Here is a 23,063-nt window from a genome sequence, read left to right on the forward strand (position 1 = left end):
TACTTCCCGGCGATGCGAGAATGGACCCCGTGACCCCCCTCGATCCCGCAGCAGTCCCGCACCGTGTCGTCGTCGTGGGAGGTGGCCCCGGTGGTTACGAGGCGGCGCTCGTGGCGCGCAGCCTGGGCGCGCAGGTCACGGTCGTGGAGCAGCAGGGGCTGGGCGGTGCGGCGGTCCTGACCGACGTGGTCCCCTCCAAGACGCTCATCGCGACCGCCGAGTGGATGACCATCGCCGACCGGGCCCCCGAGCTCGGCATCCGCATGCCCGACGACGTCGTGGACCCGCTGTCCGACGTCGACGTCTCGCTGGCCACCGGCGGCATCCCCGTCGTCTCCGCCTACGCCGCCCCCGCGCTGAGCGGTGCGGGCGTGCAGGCGGCGGCGTCCGCGGCCGGGACAGCGGAGAAGCGCAAGCACTTCGTGGACCTGCAGGCCGTCAACAAGCGCGTGCTGGCGCTGGCGCGGGCGCAGAGTGCCGACATCCGCGGTCGCCTGGAGCGCGAGGGCATCCGGATCGTCGCGGGCAAGGGGCGGCTGGACGGCCCGTCGCGCGTGGTCGCCGAGCTCGCGGACGGCGCGACCGAGGTGCTGGAGGCGGACTCCGTGCTCCTCGCGCTCGGCGCCACCCCGCGCACGCTGCCCACCGCGGTGCCGGACGGCGAGCGCATCCTCACGTGGACGCAGGTGTACAACCTGCGGGAGCTCCCCGAGCGGCTGATCGTGGTCGGCTCGGGCGTCACGGGCGCCGAGTTCGCGGGCGCGTACAACGCGCTGGGCTCGGACGTCGTGCTCGTCTCCAGCCGCGACCGCGTGCTGCCGGGCGAGGACGAGGACGCGGCCGAGCTGCTGGAGGGCGTGTTCCGCTCCCGCGGCATGACGGTGCTGTCCCGCTCGCGCGCGGCGTCCGCGGTGCGTACCGACGCCGGTGTCGAGGTGACGCTGTCCGACGGGCGCGTGGTGCACGGCTCGCACGTGCTCGTGGCGGTCGGCGGCGTGCCGGCGACGTCGGGCATCGGGCTGGAGGAGGCGGGCGTGCGCCTGTCGGACTCGGGGCACGTGGTCGTCGACCGGGTCTCGCGCACCTCGGTGCGCGGCGTGTACGCCTCCGGCGACTGCACCGGCGTGCTCCCGCTCGCCTCGGTGGCCGCCATGCAGGGCCGCATCGCGATGGCGCACGCCCTGGGCGACGCCGTCCAGCCGCTGGCGCTGCGCACCGTGGCGTCCAACATCTTCACGGCGCCCGAGATCGCGACCGTCGGCTACAGCGAGGAGAAGCTGCGCGCGCAGAACTCCCGCTACATCACCACCACGCTGCCGCTCGCGCGCAACCCGCGCGCCAAGATGCTCGGCGTCAAGGACGGGTTCGTGAAGCTCTTCGCGCACCCCGAGGCCGGCGTGGTGCTCGGCGGCGTGGTCGTGGCCCCGCGGGCGTCCGAGCTGATCTTCCCGATCACGCTGGCGGTGCAGCACCGGCTCACCGTGGACAACGTGGCCTCCGCGTTCACGATCTACCCGTCGCTGTCGGGCTCGATCGCGGAGGGCGCGCGGGTGCTGGACGCCCGGGTCGGCAAGTAGGTCCCAGACCCCTGACGAGGGGTTCCAGACCCCTTATGAGACGGAGGCGTCCAGGACGATCTGGCCGCCCTCGACCTTCGCCCCCGTGACGGTGACGCCCGGGAACTTGGCCTCCAGCAGGCGCTCGACGTCGACGGCGATCCGCGCGTCCGGCTGCACGTCCACGACGCCCGGCGGCAGGCCCTGCTTGGCGACCTCCTGCTCGATCGGCGCCGCGGCCAGGCTGAGCAGCCGGTGCGCCGGGAGGCCCGCCGCGTTCACCTCGACCGTGAGCGTGGCGACCCCGCGCTCGAACGAGGCGAGCTTGACGTCGCCGCGCACGATCGGCGCGATCTTCACGGCCAGCTTGAGCGGGCCGGGCAGCGTCTCGAGCCGGCGCAGGTCCGCGACCACACGAATCACGTCCCCGTCGCCGACGACGGAGCTGATGACGGGCGGGGCCTGCTTGGCGATCCTCGCCAGGCTGAGCACCTCTTCGGGAGCGATCCGGATATGCACGATTCGACCCTAACCCAGCATCGCGAGCAGGCGAGGCAGGGCATGGGCGAACGCGGGCAGCAGGTTCAGCCCGTCCAGCTCGTCGAGCCCGACCCAGCGCACCTCCAGGCTCTCGGGATCGGCGGCGCGCGGCTCGACGGTGTGGCCGGGCGCGACGTCGGCCACGACGGTCGTGTACGTCCAGGCCGGGTGCTCCAGCACGTGCGTACCGACCACGTGCACCGCGGCGGGCTCGATCGCGGCCTCCTCGGCGGCCTCGCGCAGGGCGCCGTCCTCGGGCTTCTCGCCCGGGGCGAGGGCGCCGCCAGGGATGCCCCAGGTGCCGCCCATGTGGGACCACAGGGCGCGGTGCTGGAGCACCATGGCCGACGGCGCCCCCGCGACGTCCCGGCGGACGAGGAGCAGCCCCGCCGCGCCGAACAGACCCCAGTGCCGATGGTCCCCGCAGGTCACCCAGCCGTCGCCGTCGTGCCGGTGGAGGTCTGCGGGAGGCACTGTCGGGTTCGGCACGGCGTCAGTCTCTCAGGTCCGGACGCGGGCTGTCAGCGACCGGCGTGGTCAGTCCTCGGCGGGAACACCCTCGACGACGACCTTGCCGCCCTCGAACCGGAAGCCGGTGACCTCGGTGAACTGGCCGCGCATCAGGGCGCGCAGGTCGACCGAGACCGTGCCGTCCTTGCGGAGCTGCACGGCGTTCTCCGGCAGGCCGCTCTTGCGGGCCATCTTCTCGATGGTGCCGGAGGCGAGGGGGAGCAGCTTGGTGGCGGGCAGGCCGGCGGCGTCCGCCTCGACCTGGAGCACCGCGATGTTCTGCCACACCGACGTGATCCGCGCCGACGCGTGCATGACCGGGACGGCCTTGGCCGCGATCTTGACGGGCAGCGGGGCATACGTCAGGCGGCGCAGGTCCGCGGTGACGGCGATGACGCCGTCCTCGCAGGTCAGCTCGCTGACGAACGACGGAAGGGACTTGCGGGGACGGACGAGGGCGATGGCCTCTTCGGGGCTGAGAACTACGACGCGTGTCACGTCGCAGAACCTAGCCGATCACACGAGGCCTGATGGGCGCGGGTGGCGCCTATCAGGCCTCATGGGGCACTTTTCACCCGAGTTGATGCCGGAAATCACCCGATGAGTTCCGGTGACCGCCCAGCTCAGTCGACGATCTCGCAGAGCGGGGCGCCCGCCGTCACGCCCGCACCCGGCGTCGCCGAGAGGGAACGGACCGTCCCGGCGCGGTGGGCCAGGATCGGCTGCTCCATCTTCATGGCCTCCAGCACGACGACGAGGTCGCCCTCGGCCACCTGCGCGCCGTCCTCGACCGCGACCTTGACGATGGTGCCCTGCATGGGCGAGGCGAGCGTGTTGCCCGTCGAGCCGCTCGACGCCTTGGCCCCGCCGGCGCGCCGTGCGGGACGCCGGGCGGCGTTGGCGGTCCGGGCGCGGCCGGCGGCCACACCGAGGCCCGCGGGCAGCACGACCTCGAGGCGGCGTCCGCCCACCTCGACGACGACGCGCTCGGCCGTGACCTCCTCGACCTCGTCCTCGGGGGCCGGCGCGGGCGCCGGGGCGAGGGCCTTGAGCTCGTCGGCGAACTCCGTCTCGATCCAGCGGGTGTGCACGCGGAACGGCGAGCCGTCCGTCGGGACGAACGCCTCGGCGTCGAGCACTGCCTTGTGGAACGGGACCACCGTGGGGATGCCCTCGACCACGAGCTCGCGCAGGGCGCGGCGGGCGCGCTCGACCGCCTGGGTGCGCGTGGCGCCCGTGACGATGAGCTTGGCGATCATGGAGTCGAAGGCACCGGAGACCGTGTCGCCCGCGACGACACCCGTGTCGACGCGCACGCCCGGGCCCGACGGCCACGTGATCGTGTTCAGGCGGCCCGGCGCAGGCAGGAAGCCCGCGGCCGGGTCCTCGCCGTTGATGCGGAACTCGAGGGAGTGCCCGCGGATCGCGGGGGAGTCGTAGCCGAGCGGCTCGCCCGCCGCGATGCGCAGCTGCTCGCGGACCAGGTCGATCCCCGTGACCTCCTCGGTCACCGGGTGCTCGACCTGGAGGCGGGTGTTCACCTCGAGGAAGGAGATGGTGCCGTCGAGGCCCACCAGGAACTCGCAGGTGCCGGCACCCACGTACCCGGCCTCGCGCAGGATGGCCTCGGAGGCCATGTAGAGGGACTTCTCCTGCTCCGGCGTGAGGAACGGCGCGGGCGCCTCCTCGACCAGCTTCTGGTGGCGGCGCTGCAGGGAGCAGTCCCGCGTGGACACCACGACGACGTTGCCGTGGGTGTCCGCGAGGCACTGGGTCTCCACGTGACGCGGCTTGTCCAGGTAGCGCTCCACGAAGCACTCGCCCCGGCCGAACGCCGCCGTCGCCTCGCGGACCGCCGAGTCGAAGAGCTCGTCGATCTCGTCGAAGGTGCGCGCGACCTTGAGGCCGCGGCCGCCGCCGCCGAACGCCGCCTTGATGGCGATGGGCAAGCCGTGCTCCTCGGCGAACGCGCGCACCTCGGCGCTGTCCTTGACCGGGTCGGGCGTGCCGGGCACCAGCGGGGCGCCCGCGCGCTGCGCGATGTGCCGCGCGCTCACCTTGTCGCCCAGCGCGTCGATGGCCGACGGCGGCGGGCCGATCCAGACGAGCCCGGCGTCGATGACGGCCTGGGCGAACGCCGCGTTCTCCGACAGGAAGCCGTAGCCCGGGTGCACGGCGTCGGCGCCAGACCGGCGGGCGACGTCGAGCAGCTTGGCGGGGTCGAGGTAGGTGTCCGCGGCGCGGGCGCCGCCGAGGGCGAACGCCTCGTCGGCGATGCGCACGTGCATGGCCTCGCGGTCCTGGTCGGCGTAGACGGCGACGGACGCCAGCCCCGCATCGGCGCATCCGCGGGCCACGCGGACGGCGATCTCACCACGGTTGGCGATGAGCACCTTCGAGATGGTTCGGGGCAGGCTGGAACTAGGCACGGCTCACCGTAACCCGGGTATCCAGGACCTATGTACCGGCTCCGGGCACCCGGGAGAAAGTCTGGAGACCAGACCAACCCCGGAGCGGCGCGTTTGGAGGATCCACACATGGCGTCGGCACTGTGCAGTCCACTGAGCCGCCCGGCCTTGTGGGTATCAGGTAAACGGGGGCTCACTGCTGGTGCCGGGCGGCGGCCGGTTGGTGGCCGCCCACCGCGATGGCGTCGGCGTCGGCGGTGAACGTAGGTTCCGTCGACGCATGAGGGCTCACGCGCCGACGGAGCCTACGTTCGGTGCCCGGTGGTGCGTGGCGAGGGAAATTGTTAGCGGGTGCGGCAGGCACCCGGGACGGTGAGTACTGGCAACGAGCGCGACCACAGGGGGCGCCCGGGGCGGTTCGTCCACAGCGGTGCCGTCGCGAGCGAGGTCACGGGACCTCGCCGGGGTGGGATCGACGGCATGAGACCCCGGAGGAGCCTCCCGCAGCCGCTGCTGTCGGTCGCCGCCGCGCAAGAGGGGCTGGTGAGCAAGGCGCAGTGCGCCGCGGCGGGGCTCGACAAGGACGCCGTGGCCCTGCTCGTCGCGCACGGCCGCTGGCGCCGGGTCGTGCGCTGCGTCTACGACACCTGCCCGACGCCGGTCGGGAAGCGTCGGGCAGACGGCCGTCACGACCACCTCCGGCGTCGTGCCGCCTGGACCGCGATGCTGGCCGTGGGGAACGGGATCGCAACCGGAGCCTGCGCGCTGGCGTTGCTCGGCGTCGACGGCCTCGTCCAGGAGGTGCTGCCCGAGGCCGCGCGATCAGGCGGCATGTACTCGGCGGTCGAGGGCGTGACGTTGCGGCGCTACCGGGACTTCGCCGACGAGGAGTACCGGGGGCGGCGGATCGCGTCGGTCGTACCGGCGCTGGCGCAGGCACTTCCGTACCTGTCGCGCGGCGAGGTGGTGGCGGTGCTCAGCGGCGCTCTGCGGGAGGGACGCATCGTCCAGGGCGGCCTCGACGACGTGCGCGCGATGCTGCGCGGGCGTCGAGGGGCTGGGCGGGTGCAGGGTCTGGTCGATCTGGCCGAGGCGCTCGACGGCTCGGCCGCTGAGTCGTTCGCCCGCCTGTCCTTCGTCGACTCGGGAGTTCCCCCGGACGGCCAGCAGGTCATGTTCACGCGGGACGGCGTCTTCCTGGCGCGGGTCGACTTCGTGTGGCGCCTGCCGGACGACCGGTACGTCGTCGCCGAGATCGACAGGCGTGCGTTCCACTCCGGGGAGCTGATGCTCGCCGACGACTCGCACCGGCAGAACCGACTGGTCGCGACCGGCAGGGTGATCGTCATCCGGTTCCCGGCGGCCAGGGCGCTGACCGGCGAAACGCCCACGGTCGGCACGGAGATGGCCGCCCGCCTGAGCACGCTGGGCTGGCGCCCCACGCCAGGGCCGTTGAACGTAGGGATCGTCGCTCTCTGAGCGCTCATCAGCCGACAATCCACTACGTTCTGCCGGCCGCCGGGCGCGCAGCGGCCGGTCAGCGGGCCGTCACGCCTCGCGGAGGGCGCGCCACGGGATGTTCAGGTCGCCCAGGAGCTCGCGGAGGAGGGGGAGGCTGATGCCGACCACGCCGTGGTGGTCGCCCTCGATGCGCTCGACGTAGGGGCCGCCGAGGCCGTCGATGGTGAACGCGCCGGCCACGTGCAGCGGCTCGTCGGTCGCCACGTAGGCGTCGATCTCGTCGTCGTCGATGTCGGCGAACCAGACCGTGGTCGAGCTGGTCGAGCCGAGGGTGCCGCCGGTGCCGCCCGCGGCGTCGTCGCGCAGGTCCACCACCCAATGTCCGGTGTGGAGCACACCCTTGCTGCCGCGCATGGCGCGCCAGCGCTCGCGTGCGGCGGCGGCGTCCGCCGGCTTGCCCACGATGGTGCCGTCGATCTCCAGCATGGAGTCGCAGCCGACGACGATCACGTCGGCGGGCGCCTCGGCCTCGGGAGAGCCGTCCCCGGCAGAAGGGCCGTCCCCGGCGGGAGAGCCGTCCCCGGCGGGGGAGCCGTCGGCAGGAGCCTCGGCGTCGGCCCAGGACTCCTCCAGCCGCGCCGCCACCTCCTCGGCCTTGGCCTGGGCCAGGACGAGCACGGCGTCGGCGGGGTCGAGCTCGCCGAACCGTTCCGTGGCGTCGGCGAGGACCTTGTCCTCGTCCACGCCGGACACGACGACTTCCGGCGTGACTCCGGCGGACTTCAGCGTCGCGAGTCGGGCGGGGGACTGGGAGGCGAGGACCAGGCGTGGCACGCGCGCCACAGTAACGAGAATGCGGGCGGACGAAACAGCAAATACGAGATCTGCCGAAAGTGACCCCGGTCACGTGTCAGACGTACAGGTCACCCGAGGGACCCGTACGTCTGACACGGCGGGGGCGCGACGGCTCAGGCCAGCGCCTCGCGGAGGGTGTCCAGGCCCACGGAACCGAGGTTGAGCGCCCGGGCGTGGAACGCCTTGGCGTCGAACTCCTGACCGGCCGGCACGGCAGCCCGGGCGGCGTCACGCGTCTGCTCCCAGAGGCGCTGGCCCACCTTGTACGACGGCGCCTGCCCCGGCCAGCCGAGGTACCGGTTGAACTCGAAGCGGACGAACTGTTCGGGCATGTTCACGTTGGCCAGCAGGAACGGCCAGCCCTTCTCGGCGGTCCAGGTGCCGCCGCCCCACTGCTCCGGGGCGGGCAGGCCGAGGTGCACGCCGATGTCGAACACCACGCGGGCCGCGCGCAGGCGCTGCGCGTCGAGCATGCCGAGGCGGTCGCCCGGGTCGTCCATGTAGCCGAGGTCGGCCATGAGGCGCTCCGCGTACAGGGCCCAGCCCTCGCCGTGGCCGGAGACCCAGCAGGCGAGCCGGCGCCAGCTGTTCAGCGTCTCGCGCGCGAACACGGCCTGGCCGCACTGCAGGTGGTGGCCCGGGACGCCCTCGTGGTAGACGGTCGTCTTCTCCCGCCAGGTGTTGAACTCCGTGACGCCGGCCGGCACGGCCCACCACATCCGGCCGGGCCGGGACCAGTCGTCGCTCGGCGGGGTGTAGTAGATGCCGCCCGACTGGGTCGGGGCGATCAGGCACTCCAGGTCGAGCACCGGCTCGGGGACGTCGAAGTGGGTGCCGTTCAGCGCGGTGATCGCGGCGTCGGACGTCTCCTGCATCCAGGCCTTGAGGGCATCGGTGCCGAGGAGCTTGCGCGCGGGGTCGGCGTCGAGCGCCGCCACCGCCTGCTCGACCGTGGCGCCGGGGCCGGCGATCTGTGCGGCGACCTGCTCCTGCTCGGCGACGATCGAGGCGAGCTCCTCCAGGCCCCACCGGTAGGTCTCGTCGAGGTCCACCTCGGCGCCCAGGAAGTACCGCGAGAACAAGGTGTAGCGGTCGCGGCCCACGGCGTCGGCCTCGGGGGCCCGCGGCGCGAGGTCGCGCTCCAGGAACTCCGCGAGCTTCCCGTAGGCCTCGCGCGCGGCCGTCGCGCCGTGCTCCAGCTCCTTGCGGACCAGGCTGCACGCGGCCGACTCGTCCAGCACCGCGTCGACGGCGGGGCCGCGCGTGAACGACGTGAAGAAGGAGTCGCTCCCGGCCAGCTCGCGCGCCTGGTCGACGCACTCGCGCACCTGGCGGATCGCGGCGACGTTCCCCTGCGCGGCCGCCGCGGTCAGCGACTCGATGTATCCGTCGACGGCGTCCGGCAGGCCGTTGAGGCGGGACGCGATGTTCTCCCAGGCCTCGACCGAGTCGGTGGCCATGATGTCGAAGACGTCCCGCAGGCCCTGCACGGGGGACTCGATGTTGTTCAGGTTGCGCAGGCCCTCGCCGGCCTCGTGGAGCTCCAGGTCGAGCCCGATCCGCTCACGCATCGCGGAGAGCGTGACGCGGTCGACGTCGTCGGCGGGCTGCGCGCCGTCGAGCCGCGCCAGGACGTCCCGCCCGGCCCGGGCCAGCTCGTCGTGCCCGGCGGGTGAAAGATCGCCGATCTCGTGGTCGTGTCCGGGCAGGCCCATGGCTGTGGCGGACAAAGGGGCGAGTTCAGTGAGACGCTTGACGTAGTCATCGGCGATGACGTCGATCTGCGTGGACGTGCGCACAGGGCTGGTCATGTCGGCCGAGCCTACGTGCCTCGCCGGTGACAAACGAGAAGTTAACGTGCTATGTGGCGCTCGTGGGGCCTCTGGATCGGCCTGGACGGTACGATCGTCCCCGGCTTGAGCGCCCAGCTCGCCGACCCCGAGAAAGGTATATGGATGAACGTTCGAGGCCGGAGCCTGCGCCGTCGCGCACTTCGCAAAATCGCCAGGACGGCTGATCGCTGGGCCGGCACCAGCGCGCCGCAACAGAAGAAGCCCGCCGAGGCAGCTGCGAAGGCACCGTCCTCGGGGCCGACGGCCAAGCCGACGGTCAACGAGAAGGCCGCCGCGCGCCTGCGTGGTTCGTACCGCCAGATGACCGAGGTCGTCCTCGGGCTCGAGCCCGGCAGCCTGCCCGAGGAGGAGGTGCGGGCGAAGCGCCAGTACGTCCACGCCGCCAAGCGCCTGGCCGCCGACGCCGAGCTCACGCGGAGCCTGCGGTCCGGCGTCCCCCTGACGGACGCCGTGGTCAAGCTCATCCGCGGCCGGTTCACGCGCAAGCTGAACGCCGAGGTGCTCGTGGGCGCCCGCGCGCTGTGCCACTCGCTGCACAGCCAGCCCGAGACCCGCGTCGCCGGCGCGCTCGGCGGCGCGCTGGTCGCCCGGCACGCCGGGACCTACGACCTCGCCTGGGACCTGTTCTCCGAGGTGCCGCGGGACGCCGTGGCCCGGAACGCGCCGGTCGAGTTCCTCCGCACGGCCGCCCAGGTGGGCCAGCTCGGCGTGGTGGACGAGGTCGTCAAGTGGATCGACCAGGGCGTGGTGCAGGGCGCCAAGCCCCTCTACAACATGGCGTCCATCTTCTTCGCCGTGAAGGAGTACACGGCCGCGTCCCGCGCGATCGACGCGGCCCGCGAGGCCACCGACGCCGACGAGGCGCTGACCCGCCGCATCGAGCTGCTGGCCGACTTCACGGCGCGCGCGATCACGCCGCAGACCGCCACCGTCCCGCAGGGGCGCGTGTCGTTCGGCGTCATCGACTACAAGCAGCCGGACGAGGGCACGACGTCGTCCAACGTGGGCGACTACGTGCAGACCATCGCGAGCCTGGGCCACCTGGTCCGCCACGCGAACCTGCGCCTGCACGGCGACGACGAGCTCGTCGAGGTGGTCTCCGAGCTCCAGGGCCGGGTGCGCCCCGAGCTGCAGATCGACGGCCCCGGCGCCGACGTCCAGCTGATGACCCTCAACCGCGACTCGTCGAGCTACGACGCCGTCCCGGAGAACACGTGGGCCATCGCCTTCGGCTGGTACATGCAGGACATCTTCGGGCTGGCCTACGACTTCCCGTTCAACCCGAACGTGAACCCGCTGTTCATCTCGTTCCACGTGAACCGCCCGAACATGCTCACGCCCGAGGCGATCGAGTACCTCAAGGCGCACGGCCCGATCGGCTGCCGCGACTGGAACACGGTCTACCTGCTGCTCGCACGCGGCGTGCCGGCCTTCTTCTCGGGCTGCCTCACCACGACGATCAGCACGGTGTTCCCGGACGCCGCCACGCCGGTCCCGGTCGGCGGCCCCACCGCCTACGTGGACACCCCGGCGCCGACGGACGACGCCATCCAGATCACGCAGATGCACGAGGACGTCCGCTGGACGTCGATGGGCCCGAACGTCCGCGAGGCGCTGGGGCTCCTGGAGAGCTACCGCTCCGAGTTCGGCCAGGTCGTCACCTCGCGTCTGCACTGCTACCTGCCGTCGTGGTCGATCGGTGCGAACGTGCAGTTCACCCCGAAGAACCGCGCCGACGTGCGGTTCGCGGGCCTGCTCGACGCCGACGAGAACGACCTGAACGCGATGCGCGAGCGCATCCGTCGCCTGCTCGCGCCGGCGATGGCCCTCGTGCTCCAGGGTGCGTCGCGCGAGGACGTCTACGCCGAGTGGCGCAAGACCGTCGCGCCGGAGGTCGCCCTGGCCGAGGAGCGCTTCGCCGCCCCGACCACGAAGCTGACGGCGTCCTTCGACGTCGACGAGGCGTGCCGGACGGCGCGTGCGTCGCGCGTGCTGACGCCGGCCACCGCGCCGCGCACCGGTGAGGTCGTCAACGTGGCGGTCGCGCTGGACGGCAACCTCAAGCAGGAGATGGAGATCGTCATCGGCGGTCTGGTCCAGCACTCGGACCGCCCGCTGCACGTGGTCGCCCTCACGCGCGACCACACCACGGAGGACCACGACCGGCTCGCCGGCCTGTTCCCCGAGGTCAGCTTCGAGTGGATCGCGTGCGACGACATCGACTACGGGCCGGTGCTCGGCATGCTCAAGCACATCACGGTCTCCACGATGGACCGCCTGCTGCTGCCGGAGCTGCTCCCGGACCTCGACCGCGTGGTCTACCACGACATCGACGCGCTGACCGTCAAGGACATCGCGACGCTGCACGACGTCGACCTCGGCGGCTCCCCGCTCGCCGCCCGACCGTCCGTCGGGCACGGCGTGCGCAGCGGTCTCGGCAACATCCTGAAGCAGGGCCGCCGCCTGTCGGAGGAGCCCGTGGTCGCCAACGAGTTCTTCCGCGCGATGTACCAGCGGCACCCGAACGACTTCGACGGCTTCAACGCGGGCATCCTGCTCATGGACCTCGCGCAGATGCGGTCGGAGGGCTTCACCGCCGACTACGTGGCGTACGTGGAGACCTACGGTCTCAACGACCAGGAGATCCTGAACTGCTACGCCGGCTCCCGGTACCGCAAGATCGAGCCGGCCTGGAACAACTGGCCCACGCAGGAGACGGTGACCGACCCGAGCATCGTCCACTGGGCGGGCTGGCTCAAGCCCTGGAACCAGGAGCTGTACGTCAAGTACCGCGAGCTCTGGGACAAGGGCAGCGCGTTCGTCGAGTCACGGCGCGCGGTCGTCTGACCGATGACCCAGGGCCCGGACGAGGCAACGCACCGCGAGGTGCGGGGCCCCGTCCGGGCCGATCGCGTTTCCGGAGGCGGCGTCGACCTGCCGACGGCGAAGCGCCGGGCGCGCGATCTCGTGGCGGCGGGCGCGCCCGCGCACGAGGTGGACGACGCGTACGGCCAGGTGCTGCTGGCCGACCCGACGAGCGCGCAGGCCTGGGCCGAGTGGCGTGACGCACCCCGCGGCGACGGCGACGTGCCGCTCCCCGAACGGCTCTCCGCGCTCCAGGCGGGATCGGCACGACCGCTCCCTGTCGTGCTGCTCGCCCTGCTCGGCGGGCCGGCGGCGGACGTGGCGCGGCAGGAGCACGCCGCGCACCTCGCGGCGTTCCTCGAGGCCGACGACGCCGCCGCGTGCGCCCGCGTGTGGGCGGCCTACTCCGCCCTCCGTCCGCTGCCCGAGGCCGACGCCGCGCGGGTCGGCGCGCTGCAGCCCGCCGTGATCAAGCTGTACTTCGCCGCCACGGGGCCCCGGGTGCTGACGTTCGAGGAGGCAGCCGAGGTCGGCGAGCCGCTGTCCGCCGACGCGGTCGCGTGGTGGCAGGACGAGTTCCTCAGCCCCGACGTGCCGCGGGCGGACGACCGGGAGTTCGTCACGCCGGCGCAGCGGCGGATCCACGAGGCCGCGGACCCGTACCTGGGCCATCAGTCGCGGGCGGTCCGCGACCGGCGGCTGGTGCTGCGCGACCCGGTGACCGGCGCCGAGTGCGCGCCGTTCGACGCGGTGGTGACGGTCGGCAAGGCCGTCTACTCGTTCGGGGACGCCGAGCACACCATGCTCGTGAGCGTCCTGGCGGGCTTCAAGGCCGCCTACCTGTTCCTCCCCGCCCGAGGGCTCGTGCTGAACCTCGGCGCGTTCACAGGCGCGGTGCTCGCGCCGCGCAAGATCACCAACCTGTCGGCCGACCTGCTTCGCCGGGTCGTGTCCCGGCGCGACCAGTACGCCCGCGCGGTCGCCACCCGGCCGGACCCTCGCGCGCGGCGCCGGGTGGTGCTCCAGATGACGGTCGCGGAGAACTTCGCGCACCACGTCTGGAACTTCTACCCCGGCGTCGAGCGGCTGATCGACCACGGGCTGGCCGGCAACGTGGCCGAGGTGCGCACGGCGGGGTCCGGGTTCTTCGGGGCGTTCGAGGAGCTGTTCCCGGAGTTCTCGACGGCGCGCGTCGTGGACGAGCCGCGCCGCCTGCTGCGCGACCCCTACCCCTTCTCCCACGAGCACCTGGTGCTCTCGGTCGGCGGGTACTTCATCCGGCGCTCGCTCGTGGACCGGATCCGGCGGCGGATGGTCCAGGCCGAGCCGGCGTCCGGGTACCCCCAGCCGCCGCCGGTCAGGGACGGGCCGGTGGTCTGGATCGGGCTGCGCGTGCGCAGCCGCGCGTGGGCGGACCAGGAGCGCGAGGCCGCCCGGTTCGTCGACGCGCTGCACCGGCGATACCCGCGGGCGCTGGTGCTCCTGGACGGCTACTCGTACCCGGTGGGTACCGACCTCGTCTCGGACCGGTGGCGGGCCAGCATCGAGGAGCTGCACGCGGTGGCCCGCGCGATCCGGGGCGACGTGCGGCGCCCGGACCAGGTGGTCGACCTGGTGGGCAGCACGCTGCGGGAGGCCGTGCTGTGGGCCGAGGCCACCGATGTGTACGTCGCGCCGAACGGCACCAGCCAGCACAAGGTGGGCTGGTTCAGCGACGCCCCGGGCGTGGTCTACGCGCCGCCCAGCCTCGGCAAGGTGTCACCCGACCTGCGGCCGGGCGCCCGCGAGGCGGAGGGGCGGCCGGTGCCGGTGACCCTGCTGGGCGAGCCGGTGGGTGAGGGCGAACGCCGTCGGCACGACGACCTCCGCCCCCACCTGGACAACCTCCGGATCGACCGCCGTCAGCTGCTGGCGACGGTGTGCGAGCTGCTCGACTCGCGGCTCGCGACCTGGCCGAGCAGGTCGCGCCAGGCGTCCCTGTACCGGCGCGGCGAGAAGCTCGTGGTGACGCGCTTCGCCTCCCGGCCGAGCCGGCGGGCGAGCCGGTCGTCCTGGAGCACCTGAACCAGGCGGTCGGCCAGCGCCGGCACGTCGTCCCGGGCCACCAGGAACCCGTTCTCGCCGTCCCGGATCACCTCGGCCGGGCCGTAGTTGCAGTCGTACGCCACGAAGGGCGTGCCCACCGACATGGCCTCGGTGAGCGTGAGCGGCAGCCCCTCGTGGAACGACGTCATGGCCGCGACCCGGGAGCCGGCGAAGGCGTGCAGCGCCTGCGACGTCGCGCCGTGGAAGCGCACGGTGGTGCCGAGGTCCAGGCCGAGCTCGGTGGTGAGCTTCTTGAGCGACTCCTCCTCCACGCCGTGCCCGTACACGTCGAGGTGTGCGCCCGGGACCCGCTCGTGCACCAGCACGAACGCCCGCAGCAGGTGGTCGAGCTGCTTCTGCGGCGCGAGCCGGCCCACGAACACCACGGAGTCGCCGTCCCGCCGCACGCCGCGGACCCTGGGCTTGGGCGCGGCGTGCCGCAGCACGTGCAGCGGCAGCCCCGGGTACCGCTCCAGGAGGTCGGTGCGCTGCCGTTCGGTGAGGCAGACCATGGCGTCCACGTTGGTCGTGTCCGAGAAGAAGCCGTCCCAGTGCGGCTTGGTGGGCGCCGCGGCGTCGTAGGGCGCCGCGAGGTGCGAGTTGTGCAGCACCGACACGCCCCGCAGGTGCGGGTGGCGCATGAGGCGCAGGCTGCGCTGCCACACGTTCTCGCCGTCGGCGAAGACCACGAGGTGCCGCGCGGAGGCGAAGGTGGTGTCGAGCCAGCGGGCGATCGCGCCCGCGTAGTCCCCGACCTGCTCCTCGCGCAGGAGCAGCCGGGCCTCGCCGGTGCCGACGTGCCCGTCGACCTCGCCCTCCAGCCAGACGGCGCGTCCGTCGACCACGAGCTCGCGCCGGCGGCCGCCGCCCTTCGGGAGGTGGTCGATCGCGATGAGCTCGCCGTGCGCGAAGGCCCACAGCGACTCCCGCGAGCCGTCCTCGCGCAGCACGATGAGCTGGCGCGTGGTCTCGGTGTCCTGGTCGAGCAGCTCGATGGTGCGCAGCTTGTCGTCCACCAGCGTGCGCACCTGGAGCACGTCGCCCACGGTCCGGCGCCGGCGCTTCACGCCCGGCCCGTCGGCGATGCGCGGCACCGTGACCGGCTCGACCTCCTGGGCGCGCGCCCGGTCCACGGCGTCGGGCCCGTCGCGCCACAGGACGAGCAGACGCACGTCCGGGCGGAGGAGGCCGTGCTCACGGACCCAGTCGCCGTCGTCGTCGAGCAGGCCCGTCACCACGAGCGTGGTGCGGTACCCGAGGCCGGCGTAGAGGTTGGCGCGGGCCAGGACGGCGCGGGTACCACCCGCGATGCGCTGGCCGAGCGAACGGACGAACAGGACGACGTCGGTGTCCCCGGGGCGGGGAGCCCTGGTCATGAGCGCAGACTCCAGCGCCAGGCGTCGGCGTTGTGCCGCCCGGAGCGTCCGCCGAAGTTCTTGGCGGTCGCGGCACCGTTCCCGCGCAGCACCCGCGAGTGGTTGGTCCACTCGTCGAGCGGCGCGGCGTCGTCGGGTTCCGTGCCGGCCGCCGCGACCGCGGCGAGGCCGGCGACCAGGGCCGCGACCTCGACGTCGTCGGGCTGACCGCGGACGACCCGGACCTCGGGGCTCACTCGTCGTCCTCCTCGTAGAAGCCGAAGCCGGGGGCCTCGCCGCGCGAGGCGGCCCACTCGGCGATGTCGTAGCCGCCCTCGGTGAGCTGCGTCGCCACGGACTCGCCGGCGGCGTCGAGCAGGTCGATCACGCCGTCCAGCGAGGCGTCGCCGCCCCGCGCGCCCACGACGAAGCCGAGGTAGAACGACTCGCCCTCCTCCGGCGCGTCGGACTCGAGGATCTCGTCCTCCTCGCCCTCGTGCTCCGGCTCCCACACGGACGAGGTCAGGTCGGGGTGCATGCCCAGCGCGCCGTGCAGCACGTCGAACAGGGCGGCGTTCAGGTGCCCCACCTTCGACTCGAGGGCCAGCACGCGCGGGTCCTCGTCGGCCTCGGCGGCGCCGAACTCGGCGCGTACGCCCACGGCGGTCCCCACGTAGTCGTGCAGCGCGGCCGCCAGGGCGTCGACGGCGCGGTGCATCGGCTCCGTGTCGACGCGGCCCATCGGCGCCGGGCCGTGGGTGGCGTCTTCGTGGCTCATGCGGTCTCCTCCAGGTTCTGGACCGGCTCGATACCCGCTCAGAGCGGGATGTTGCCGTGCTTCTTCGGGGGAAGCGTAGATCGCTTGGTGCGCAGCGCGCGCAGGGCACGCACGACCTGCACCCGGGTCTCGGACGGGCGGATGACCGCGTCGACGTAGCCGCGCTCGGCGGCGTCCCACGGGTTGACGATGGCGTCCTCGTACTCGGCGGTCAGCCGGGCGCGTTCCGCCTCGACGTCCCCGCCGGCCTCCTGGACGGTGCGCAGCGCGCCGCGCTGCAGGATGTTCACCGCGCCGCTCGCGCCCATGACGGCGATCTGGGCGGTCGGCCACGCCAGGTTGACGTCGGCGCCGAGCTGCTTGGAGCCCATGACGATGTACGCGCCGCCGTAGGCCTTGCGCGTGATGATCGTGACCAGCGGCACCGTGGCCTCGGCGTACGCGTAGATCAGCTTGGCGCCGCGGCGGATGATGCCCTGGTGCTCCTGCCCCACGCCGGGGAGGAAGCCCGGCACGTCCACGAACGTCAGCACCGGGATGTTGAACGCGTCGCACGTGCGCACGAACCGCGCGGCCTTCTCGGCGGCGTCGATGTCGAGCGTGCCCGCCATGGACTGCGGCTGGTTGGCGATGATGCCGACCGACTGGCCCTCCACGTGCCCGAACCCGACCAGCACGTTCGTGGCGAACATCGGCTGGACCTCCAGGAACGACTCCGGGTCCAGCACCGCCTCGATGGCGTCGCGCATGTCGTACGGCTGGTTGTCGCTGTCCGGGATCAGCGTGTCGAGCGCCTCGTCCTCGGCCGTGACCTCCAGCACCGTCTCGTCCTCGGGCGGGAATGCCGGGGCGTCCGAGAGGTTGTTCTGCGGCAGGTAGCTCACCAGGTGGCGCACGTAGTCGAGCGCGTCGTCCTCGTCCTGCCCCATGTAGTGCGCCACGCCCGACTTCGAGTTGTGCGTGCGGGCGCCGCCCAGGGTCTCGAAGTCGACGTCCTCGCCCGTCACGGTGCGGATCACGTCCGGGCCGGTGATGAACATGTTGGACGTCTGGTCGGCCATGACGATGAAGTCGGTCAGGGCGGGGGAGTACACCGCGCCGCCCGCGCTCGGGCCGAGGATCAGGGAGATCTGCGGGATCACGCCCGACGCCGCGACGTTGCGCCGGAACATCTCGGCGAACTGCGTCAGGGCCGCGACACCCTCCTGGATGCGCGCGCCGCCGCCGTCGCTGATGCCGATGAGCGGCACGCCCGTGCGCAGCGCGAGGTCCTGCACCTTGGTGATCTTCTGGCCGTGCACCTCGCCGAGGCTCCCGCCGAACACCGTGAAGTCCTGGGAGAAGATGCACACCTGGCGGCCGTCGATCGTGCCGTACCCGGTCACGACGCCGTCGCCCGCGATGCGCTTCTTGTCCAGGCCGAAGTTGCGGCTGCGGTGCTTGGCCAGCGCGTCCAGCTCGGTGAAGCTGCCCTCGTCGAGGAGCGCCTCGATGCGCTCGCGGGCGGTCTTCTTGCCCCGCTTGTGCTGCTTCTCCTGGGCCGTCACCTCCGGCTCGTCGATGGCGGCGGCCCGGCGTGCGTCGAGGTCGTCGAGCTTGGCGCGCGTGCCGGCGAGGGTCGTCGTGGAGTCGTTCACACCTCCGAGCGTAGTTGTCGGATGCCTCCCGCTCGATGCGGGAGCGTCCAGCGGGTCGCGCCGCCGACTTGTGGGTTTCCTCCAAGGGCACTCGCGCGGCGCAGGAGAGAGGATGAGGAGGTGCACCCCTCCCTGTACCTCGACCGGCTCTCCGTCCCCGGGTTCGCCCGGGTCGAGGTGGTCGAGACCTCGCCCTCCACCAACGCCGAGCTCGTCGCCGCCGTCCGCGACGACCCGGCCGCCTGGCCCGCGCCGTCGGCCCTGATCGCCGAGCACCAGACCGCCGGCCGGGGGCGCGCCGGACGGTCCTGGGAGACGCCGCCGCGCGCCGGACTGACCGTCTCCGTGCTGCTCCGGCCCCGCGTCCCCGCGGGGAGCCTGGGCTGGCTCCCGCTGCTCGCGGGGCTCGCGGTGGTCCGCACGGTGTCCGACGGCGGGGTCACCGCCGCCGTGAAGTGGCCCAACGACGTTCTGCTGCCCGCCGTCGACACCGTGGCCGGGCTGGGCCTGTACCGCAAGGTCGCCGGGATCCTCGCCGAGGTGGTGCCCGAGGGGCCGGACGCCGGAGGCGCCGCGGGCGCCGCCCCCGCGGTCGTGCTCGGGATCGGCCTCAACGTGTCGCAGTCCGCCGAGGAGCTCCCCGTGCCGACGGCGACGTCGCTGGCGCTCGCGGGCTATCCCCGGCCCGACCGCACCGACGTGCTGGTGCGGATGCTCGGCGAGATGCACGCCGTCGTCCGGCGCTGGGAGGAGGCGGGCGGCGACGTCGTCGCGTCCGGCATCCTGGCGGAGTACACGGCCGTGTCCGCGACGCTGGGCACCCGCGTACGCGCCGAGCTCGCCGGGGACTCCGGCGTGCTGGAGGGCGAGGCCGTGGGCCTCGACGGCACCGGCGCGCTGACGATCCGCACCGACACGGGCGAGGAGCGCACGGTGACCGCGGGCGACGTCTGGCACCTGCGGTAACGCGGTCTCCCGCGCCGCGCGGCGGCCCCGGCCGGCCCGGGTGAACTCGTGCGCGGCGTCGGGTGAACTCGACGGCAGCCCCTGCCGCGGGGCATCTGACCTGCGGTAATCTCCGCCACAAGCGACGACGGGCAGCACGGGCGGGTGACGGTCAGGAGACGCCATGGAGGCAGGTCGAGCCACGGTCGGGGTGGCCAAGGGAATCGTGTGCGCCGCGGCGGTGGTCGCGGTCTATCTGATCAGCACGGTCCGGCTGGACCGGGGCATCGTCCAGACGGAGGGGACCCCGACGGCGGGCCTCATCGCGGCCGGGATCTCGTGGCTGCTGGTGGTCTGGGTGCTGCTCTACCGGGACGACGGCGTCCCGGGCGTGCGGCTGGGCCTGTGGAACGTCGTGACCGTGGTCGGGATGCTCCTGGTGCTCATGGGGATCCCCCTCGTGCTGACGCTCTGGAACTGAGGTCTCCGGAGCCCTGACCGGGGTGTGCCCCGCCGATGTATGCGGTTGCATGTGGTGTGCCCGCCTACAGTGGTGACGTGCTCCACAACTCCGAGACGTCCCCCACGAACCACGAGACCCCCGGCACCGACACCCCCGGCGCCGACACCGCGGCCCGGCTCGACGAGACGCTGCTGGGCGGCGCGCGCCGGTACACCCTGTCGCAGGTCGTGGAGCTCACCGGGCTCGACAAGCAGTTCGTGACCCGCTACTGGCGCTGGATCGGCCTGCCCGTCACGCATCCCACCGAGACCTGGTTCACCGACGCCGACGTCGAGGCGCTCAAGGACGCGGCCGGACTGTTCGAGGCGGAGCAGATGGACGAGCGCGCCCAGATGACCTTCATCCGGTCCGTGGGCCACACGACCGAGCGGCTGGCGCTGTGGCAGGTCGAGGCGCTCGTCGAGCACCTCGCCCGGCGCTACGAGCTGGACGAGACGTCGGCCCGCCTGCTCGCGCTGGACCGGCTCCCGGAGATGTCGGAGGTGCTCAGCCGGCAGCTCGAGCACGCGTGGCGACGTCAGCTCGCCGCGCTCACGGGGCGCACGGCCATCGAGTTCGCGGGCGCGCGGGGCGACGAGCGCAACGACACCCATCAGCTCCCGCTGCTGCGCGCGGTCGGGTTCGCCGACATCGTCTCGTTCACCAAGCGGACGGCGGGTCTCGGCTCGGAGGAGCTGGCGGAGTTCGTGCAGCGGTTCGAGGCCGGCGCGCGGGACGTCATCGTCAACGCGGGCGGCCGCGTGGTGAAGACCATCGGCGACGCCGTCCTGTTCGTGACCGACGACGTGGTCACCGGGGCGGAGGTGGCCCTCGGCCTGGCCGAGACCTCCGGGGCGCAGCTCGGCACCGCCGCGCCGGGCGACCCCGAGATCCCGGTGCGCGTCGGGTTCGTCTGGGGGCGGGTGCTGTCCCGGTTCGGCGACATCTTCGGCCCCACGGTCAACCTCGCGTCGCGGCTCACGGAGCAGTCCGACCCCTCGACCGTGCTGGTCGACAAGGAGACCGCCGCGCTGCTCGCCACGAGCTCGCGCTACGCGCTCACCGCGCAGCCCGAGCGCGACGTCCCGGGCATCGGTCCGCTGGCGCCGGTGCGGCTGCAGCGCGCGTACCGGGGCTGACACCGGGTCGGTTGCGCCGGGCGGCGCCCGGGCGTGGCCGTCGTCAGCCGGCCCGACCGCCCTTCATTCGCTGGAGCGCCCGCATCGCGCCGGGCAGCAGCCGGAGCTGCTCGCGGCGCTCGGCCGCGAACGTGCGCCGGTCGCCCGACGACCAGCGGCGGTCGAAGAGCCGCTTGGCCGCCGCCACGGCCTCGGGCCGCCGCTCCGCGATGCGGCCGGCGAGCGCGAACGCCTCGTCCAGGGGCGTGTCGGTGACGGTGCCCGCCAGGCCGAGCCGTCCGGCGTCGGCCCCCGAGAACTCCTCGGCCGTGAAGGTGAGGCGCTTCGCCGTCTCGATGCCCACGAGCTGCGTCAGCGCGCGGATCCCGGACATGTCGGGGATCAGGCCGCGCTCGACCTCCTTGACGGACCAGCGGGCGTCGGGCGTGGTCAGGCGCAGGTCGGCGGCCAGGGCGATCTGCACGCCCGCGCCGATGACGTGCCCGTGCACGGCTGCGATCACCGGGACCGGCAGACGGCGCCAGGCCCAGCAGGCCTCCTGGAACAGGTTGGTGCCCCGCGGCGTCGGCACGAAGGCACGGGCGACCGCCGCCGGGTTCCGCGCTGCCGAGCCGAGGTCGAGCCCCGCGCAGAACGAGCGGCCGTTGCCGGAGACGACGACCGCACGCAGCCCGGGTTCGCGCCCCAGGCGGCGTGCGGTGGCCCGGAGCTCGCCGAGCATGCCGAGCGACAGCGCGTTGAGCTTGTCGGGCCGGTCGAGCCGGACGTCGGCGATCCCGTCCGAGAGGGTGCACGAGACACCGCTCCCGGACGGGATGCCGGTCGTGCTGCTGGCGTTCATGGGCCGCAGCCTACGTTTTAGTTCACGACCTCCGTGTCGACGCCCTCGTACGGCGGCACCGTCACCGTGCGCTTGCCGGGCTTGCCGCCCAGGACGACGGTCCGGTAGCTGACGTTGTTGTCCGTCGTCAGCTCGTGCAGGGCGCCGTTCGGGTTCACGGTGATCTTGATCTGGTAGGTCCCGTTCTTGACGCCCGTCAGCTTGAACGCCTGCGTCTGGGTCTGGTTGTAGGTGTCGCCCCAGCCCACGGGCAGGACCTCACGCAGCCAGAGCGCGGACCGGTCGCCGCAGGTGCTGTCGAGGCCGGTCGCCTCCGGCCGCCAGGTCGCGCCGGGCACCGACAGGTCGACGGCGTTGGTGGGCGCGAGGCACCACGACTGCTTGCCGCTGGTGGTCACCAGGGTGCCGTCGGGCTTCACCAGCTCGTAGCTCGCGAAGTCCAGGAAGTGCCAGTGGTCGTGCTCGGGGGCGGCGTGGTACTTCATCTTGCCGGTCCTGGTGCTGCCCACCTCCTTGCCGTCCCGGTAGAAGAACTGGTAGGCGTCCATGACCTCAGCGGAGCCCTTGCGGTAGCCCTCGACCACCAGGGGCGCCGGGCCGGCGTTCCACTCGTTCGCGTTGAAGGTCAGCCGGTCGGCGCCGGAGGACCGCTCGATCCCGATCTGCCACGCGGGCAGCGACAGGAGGTCCGGGAGCGTGTCCTCGGCGGGGGCCTTGTTCGACGGCTTCGACCCCGGCTGGCCGAGCGCGGGGTGGTCGCCGCCGTGCTCCTGGCTCCCGCCCTGCAGGGTGAAGAGGTTCGCGCGGTGCGAGGTCCCGGCCCCGTCGCCGTGGGACCCGTGGGCGCCGCTCGCCAGCGCCCGCACCTCGTCGGCGTGGGCGGACGCCGCGTCGCCCTCCGCCAGCGTGCTGAAGCCCTCGACGGGCGCCCCGAGGAGCGCGTCCCCGACCTCGCCGCAGTCCACGACGGTGCACTCGTCGATCACCTTGACGCGCTGCGACACGGAGCGGCTCCCGGCGGGCAGGCCCAGGAAGTCCGCGACGGGGTCGCTGATGGTCACGGTCATCCGGAGGTTCTTGCGCGTGGTCTTCAGCTCGAAGTACGTGTCCAGCTTGGTCGCCCAGCCCTGCTCGATCCCGGACACGGTGGACTTGGTGAACCAGTCCCCGCCGCAGAACATGGGGTAGATCGGCTCGGTGTTGCCGGTCGGCTCGACGCGCTGGCGCTCCGTGCCGCTGAGGCACAGGCTGCGGGACTTCTTGACCAGGACCTTGCCCGTCGAGTCCGTGACCTGGACCGTGAGCCCCTTCTTGAAGCCGTCCAGCCCGTCGACGATCGCGGCGGGGGCCTTCGTGGTGGTGCGCTCGTCGCCGCGGATCACGGTCTTGGTGAGCGTCGCCCGGGCGGAGGGCTTGGCCTTCTTGGCCCAGAACTCGTAGCCCTCGCCGTAGGCGGCCAGCCAGACGCCCGAGTCGAAGTACACCCAGCCGTCGTAGTTGTAGGCCTCGACGGTGCTCGCCGCCGGGGCGAAGCGCAGGCCGCGCTGCGCGGTGGGCGCGGCGTCCGCCGGTGCCGTCGCGATCGGCGCGGCGGAGGCGGTGGCGTTGGTCGCGCCGCCCTCGCCGAGCAGGCCGAGGGCCAGCACGACGGCGACGCCCATGGTGAGCAGGCGCGGCGACGGGCGGGACAAACGTGGTGCGGTCATGGATCCCCCAGATCGGTGAGGACAGGA

General features: G+C 72.9%; 18 protein-coding genes. 6 read left to right on the plus strand and 12 right to left on the minus strand.

Annotated features, from left to right (window positions below):
- Nucleotides 1-20: 20 nt before the first annotated feature.
- A complete protein-coding gene (locus QRN56_RS10020) occupies nucleotides 21-1,577 on the plus strand; it encodes an NAD(P)H-quinone dehydrogenase (protein ID WP_502928777.1) in 1,557 nt (518 codons plus the stop codon).
- Nucleotides 1,578-1,610: 33 nt separating this feature from the next.
- Here the strand turns inward: QRN56_RS10020 and QRN56_RS10025 are convergent, their stop codons facing one another.
- From QRN56_RS10025 to QRN56_RS10040, 4 genes are all read right to left on the minus strand, one after another.
- Nucleotides 1,611-2,075, minus strand: a complete 465-nt coding sequence (locus tag QRN56_RS10025; protein WP_285102799.1) for a hypothetical protein — start codon at nucleotides 2,073-2,075, stop codon at nucleotides 1,611-1,613.
- Between the two features lie 9 nt (nucleotides 2,076-2,084).
- Nucleotides 2,085-2,585 carry an NUDIX domain-containing protein gene (locus QRN56_RS10030; protein WP_285102801.1) on the minus strand — a complete coding sequence of 167 codons (501 nt, stop codon included), beginning with the start codon at nucleotides 2,583-2,585 and terminating at the stop codon, nucleotides 2,085-2,087.
- A 48-nt stretch (nucleotides 2,586-2,633) separates the two neighbouring features.
- The gene (locus tag QRN56_RS10035; RefSeq protein WP_285102802.1) at nucleotides 2,634-3,104 is read right to left on the minus strand and encodes a hypothetical protein; all 471 of its coding nucleotides are present in this window, start codon (nucleotides 3,102-3,104) and stop codon (nucleotides 2,634-2,636) included.
- A gap of 125 nt (nucleotides 3,105-3,229) precedes the next feature.
- Complete coding sequence (locus QRN56_RS10040) at nucleotides 3,230-5,035, minus strand: acetyl/propionyl/methylcrotonyl-CoA carboxylase subunit alpha (protein ID WP_502928778.1); 1,806 nt, start codon at nucleotides 5,033-5,035, stop codon at nucleotides 3,230-3,232.
- 459 nt (nucleotides 5,036-5,494) lie between these two features.
- Between QRN56_RS10040 and QRN56_RS10045 the strand changes: the two genes are divergently transcribed.
- Complete coding sequence (locus QRN56_RS10045) at nucleotides 5,495-6,493, plus strand: hypothetical protein (RefSeq protein WP_285102803.1); 999 nt, start codon at nucleotides 5,495-5,497, stop codon at nucleotides 6,491-6,493.
- 69 nt (nucleotides 6,494-6,562) lie between these two features.
- Here the strand turns inward: QRN56_RS10045 and QRN56_RS10050 are convergent, their stop codons facing one another.
- Entirely contained in the window at nucleotides 6,563-7,309 is a 747-nt protein-coding gene (locus QRN56_RS10050) for a Maf family protein (RefSeq protein WP_285102804.1), read from the minus strand.
- Between the two features lie 134 nt (nucleotides 7,310-7,443).
- Nucleotides 7,444-9,141 (minus strand): DUF885 domain-containing protein, encoded by a 1,698-nt coding sequence (locus QRN56_RS10055; protein WP_285102806.1) that lies wholly within the window; start codon nucleotides 9,139-9,141, stop codon nucleotides 7,444-7,446.
- A 342-nt stretch (nucleotides 9,142-9,483) separates the two neighbouring features.
- Here QRN56_RS10055 and QRN56_RS10060 point away from each other — a divergent pair, with 342 nt between their 5' ends.
- Nucleotides 9,484-12,030 carry a glycosyltransferase family 8 protein gene (locus tag QRN56_RS10060; RefSeq protein ID WP_285102808.1) on the plus strand — a complete coding sequence of 849 codons (2,547 nt, stop codon included), beginning with the start codon at nucleotides 9,484-9,486 and terminating at the stop codon, nucleotides 12,028-12,030.
- Between the two features lie 1,919 nt (nucleotides 12,031-13,949).
- Here the strand turns inward: QRN56_RS10060 and QRN56_RS10065 are convergent.
- Genes QRN56_RS10065 through QRN56_RS10080 form a run of 4 tightly spaced genes read right to left on the minus strand, consistent with a single transcriptional unit; the run spans nucleotide 13,950 to nucleotide 17,903 of the window.
- On the minus strand, nucleotides 13,950-15,509 hold the full coding sequence (locus QRN56_RS10065) for a glycosyltransferase (RefSeq protein WP_285102810.1): 1,560 nt from the start codon (nucleotides 15,507-15,509) through the stop codon (nucleotides 13,950-13,952).
- Nucleotides 15,506-15,745 carry an acyl-CoA carboxylase epsilon subunit gene (locus QRN56_RS10070; protein WP_285102811.1) on the minus strand — a complete coding sequence of 80 codons (240 nt, stop codon included), beginning with the start codon at nucleotides 15,743-15,745 and terminating at the stop codon, nucleotides 15,506-15,508. Before QRN56_RS10070 ends, QRN56_RS10065 begins: the two co-directional genes overlap by 4 nt.
- Entirely contained in the window at nucleotides 15,742-16,266 is a 525-nt protein-coding gene (locus QRN56_RS10075) for a hypothetical protein (protein WP_285102813.1), read from the minus strand. Before QRN56_RS10075 ends, QRN56_RS10070 begins: the two co-directional genes overlap by 4 nt.
- 38 nt (nucleotides 16,267-16,304) lie before the next feature.
- Nucleotides 16,305-17,903: an acyl-CoA carboxylase subunit beta gene (locus tag QRN56_RS10080; protein ID WP_285102814.1), complete on the minus strand. Its 1,599-nt coding sequence runs from the start codon at nucleotides 17,901-17,903 to the stop codon at nucleotides 16,305-16,307.
- 120 nt (nucleotides 17,904-18,023) lie between these two features.
- Here QRN56_RS10080 and QRN56_RS10085 point away from each other — a divergent pair, with 120 nt between their 5' ends.
- From QRN56_RS10085 to QRN56_RS10095, 3 genes are all read left to right on the plus strand, one after another.
- Entirely contained in the window at nucleotides 18,024-18,869 is an 846-nt protein-coding gene (locus tag QRN56_RS10085) for a biotin--[acetyl-CoA-carboxylase] ligase (protein ID WP_285102816.1), read from the plus strand.
- A gap of 163 nt (nucleotides 18,870-19,032) precedes the next feature.
- Nucleotides 19,033-19,329: a hypothetical protein gene (locus QRN56_RS10090; RefSeq protein WP_285102817.1), complete on the plus strand. Its 297-nt coding sequence runs from the start codon at nucleotides 19,033-19,035 to the stop codon at nucleotides 19,327-19,329.
- A gap of 77 nt (nucleotides 19,330-19,406) precedes the next feature.
- Nucleotides 19,407-20,489 (plus strand): adenylate/guanylate cyclase domain-containing protein, encoded by a 1,083-nt coding sequence (locus QRN56_RS10095; RefSeq protein WP_285102818.1) that lies wholly within the window; start codon nucleotides 19,407-19,409, stop codon nucleotides 20,487-20,489.
- Nucleotides 20,490-20,532: 43 nt separating this feature from the next.
- Here QRN56_RS10095 and QRN56_RS10100 read toward each other — a convergent pair whose 3' ends face one another.
- A complete protein-coding gene (locus tag QRN56_RS10100; protein ID WP_285102819.1) occupies nucleotides 20,533-21,330 on the minus strand; it encodes a crotonase/enoyl-CoA hydratase family protein in 798 nt (265 codons plus the stop codon).
- A gap of 17 nt (nucleotides 21,331-21,347) precedes the next feature.
- Entirely contained in the window at nucleotides 21,348-23,036 is a 1,689-nt protein-coding gene (locus tag QRN56_RS10105) for a lysyl oxidase family protein (protein WP_285102820.1), read from the minus strand.
- Between the last annotated feature and the right edge of the window lie 27 nt (nucleotides 23,037-23,063).

Origin of the sequence: Promicromonospora sp. MEB111 (genome assembly GCF_030209445.1) — a bacterium.
In the GTDB taxonomy this organism is placed as follows: domain Bacteria; phylum Actinomycetota; class Actinomycetes; order Actinomycetales; family Cellulomonadaceae; genus Promicromonospora.